Origin of the sequence: Elstera litoralis (genome assembly GCF_000963705.1) — a bacterium.
GTDB classification, from domain to species: Bacteria; Pseudomonadota; Alphaproteobacteria; order Elsterales; family Elsteraceae; genus Elstera; species Elstera litoralis.
Window position 1 is genome coordinate 1 of the sequence record NZ_LAJY01000633.1, and the last position, 1,720, is coordinate 1,720.

The 1,720-nt window shown below is 60.2% G+C and carries 2 protein-coding genes, 1 pseudogene and 1 riboswitch; all 3 genes and pseudogenes read left to right on the forward strand.

Annotated elements, in window-relative coordinates:
- Positions 1-83 precede the first annotated feature (83 nt).
- Positions 84-386 carry a hypothetical protein gene (locus VZ95_RS24455; RefSeq protein WP_156995403.1) on the forward strand — a complete coding sequence of 101 codons (303 nt, stop codon included), beginning with the start codon at positions 84-86 and terminating at the stop codon, positions 384-386.
- Positions 381-567: riboswitch (cobalamin riboswitch) on the forward strand. It overlaps the preceding gene by 6 nt.
- Before the next feature lie 126 nt (positions 568-693).
- A complete protein-coding gene (locus VZ95_RS18455; protein ID WP_052711931.1) occupies positions 694-1,464 on the forward strand; it encodes an ABC transporter ATP-binding protein in 771 nt (256 codons plus the stop codon).
- A gap of 20 nt (positions 1,465-1,484) precedes the next feature.
- A pseudogene (locus VZ95_RS18460) lies at positions 1,485-1,720 on the forward strand (ABC transporter substrate-binding protein); the annotation flags it as partial.

The window sequence follows — 1,720 nt, forward strand, 5'->3', positions numbered from 1 at the left end:
GGTAACGCCCTAAAACCAGACGGAGAATAATAGTGAACGACCCTATCCTGGGTGCGCGCACTTGGTCCCGAACCGAGACTATTGTGCAGCATCCGCGCTTCCACGAGGGCTTTTGCGAGGCGATGAATGGTCAGCCCTTTGATTATGAAAAGCTCAATGTCCTCAGTATTTTTGAACAGCATCGCTACGAGAACGGTCGGGAGATCGCCGCAGAATGCCGTTGTGCTGGCTTGCGAATTGACTGGTTAGATCGCCAGCGGGTGCCTGGGCCGCTCAAACATTTTCTAAGGGTGCGGATTGCTGCCCGGCGATGCGGCCGGGGCCGCGATCCCTATCAGCGTTACACCAACATGCTTGACGCCGGTTGCGGCGGACCGTCTAAGTGATGCTCGGTTAGAGGTCGTCGGGTCTACCCCGACGCTAAGAGGGAATTCGGTTAAGCCGAAGCTGCCCCCGCAACTGTAAGCGGCGAGCCATCCTCCACCTGTGTCACTGGGGAAACCTGGGAAGACGGATGGATGGCCCAGACCCGCGAGCCAGGAGACCTGCCTTTAGTCGAAGAATATCCACAGGCGGGGTGCCCTGGCGGATCGTTGATGGGTTGGCCTGCGCTGTGTGCTTAGGGCTTGCATCTGCGCCGCGATGCCATGCCCAGGAAGGCATTGACGATCGATGACGCTGTTACCCGTTGAAATGCCGTTACTATATGTTCGCAACCTCTCGGTCATCGCCAAAGACCGAAAAATCTTACTGACCGGCATCTCCTTTGCGCTGAAGCGGGGCGAACGGCTCGCCGTGGTTGGACCGAATGGCGCCGGTAAGACGAGCCTGCTGCGCGCACTCTATGGTCGGCTGCGCCCGGCTGCTGGGGAAATCCTCTTGGAAGGCACCGATATCGCCCTTCTTCCGCTCGTTGCCCGCGCTCAACAGATTGCGGTTTTATCGCAGGGGGATGATCCGGACCCGCGTTTGACGGTTGCCGATTACGTCGCGCTTGGTCGTCTTCCGTTCCGGGATCGTGTTGCTGCGCGTGATGACGCTCGGATTGTCGCCGAGACCCTCGACCGTCTGGGGCTTGCTGCCCTCCAAGCCCGCTTCTTGGGTTCGCTCTCCGGGGGCGAGCGTCAGCGCGCCAGCTTGGCGCGTGCCCTTGCGCAAACGCCGACGCTTCTAATTCTCGACGAGCCCACCAATCACCTGGACCCGCGCACCCGCGCTGATCTTCTGGCGCTGGTAAAAGACCTCGGCATCGCCACGATCGCGGCCCTGCATGATCTCGCGCTGGTTCCAGCTTTCGCTGACCAGGTGGCGGTACTGGACAGAGGGCGGCTGGTCGCCTGCGCACCGCCGGAGGAAGCGCTGTCGACGACGAATGTTGGCAACGTCTTCGCTCTCGACTGTTTTCCCGCCACCAGCCCGACAACCGGACGCCGGGTGATGGTTTTCGACGCCCCCTCCCTTTGATCTTCTCGGAGAGTTTTTCCATGCGCCTTCCTGTTCTTCTTTCCTCGGTTGCTTTAGCTATCCTTGCCCTTCCGGCATTGGCCTTTCCGGTCACGATCGAAAGCTGCGGCAAGCCCGTAATCTTTGACGCGCCACCGAAAGCCGCTGTCATCCACGATCTGAATATGACGGAAATGGCCTTCGCTCTCGGCCTGCAACCCAGCATGGTCGGTGTGACGGGCATCACCGGCTGGTACAAGACTGGCCCGGAGTTTCT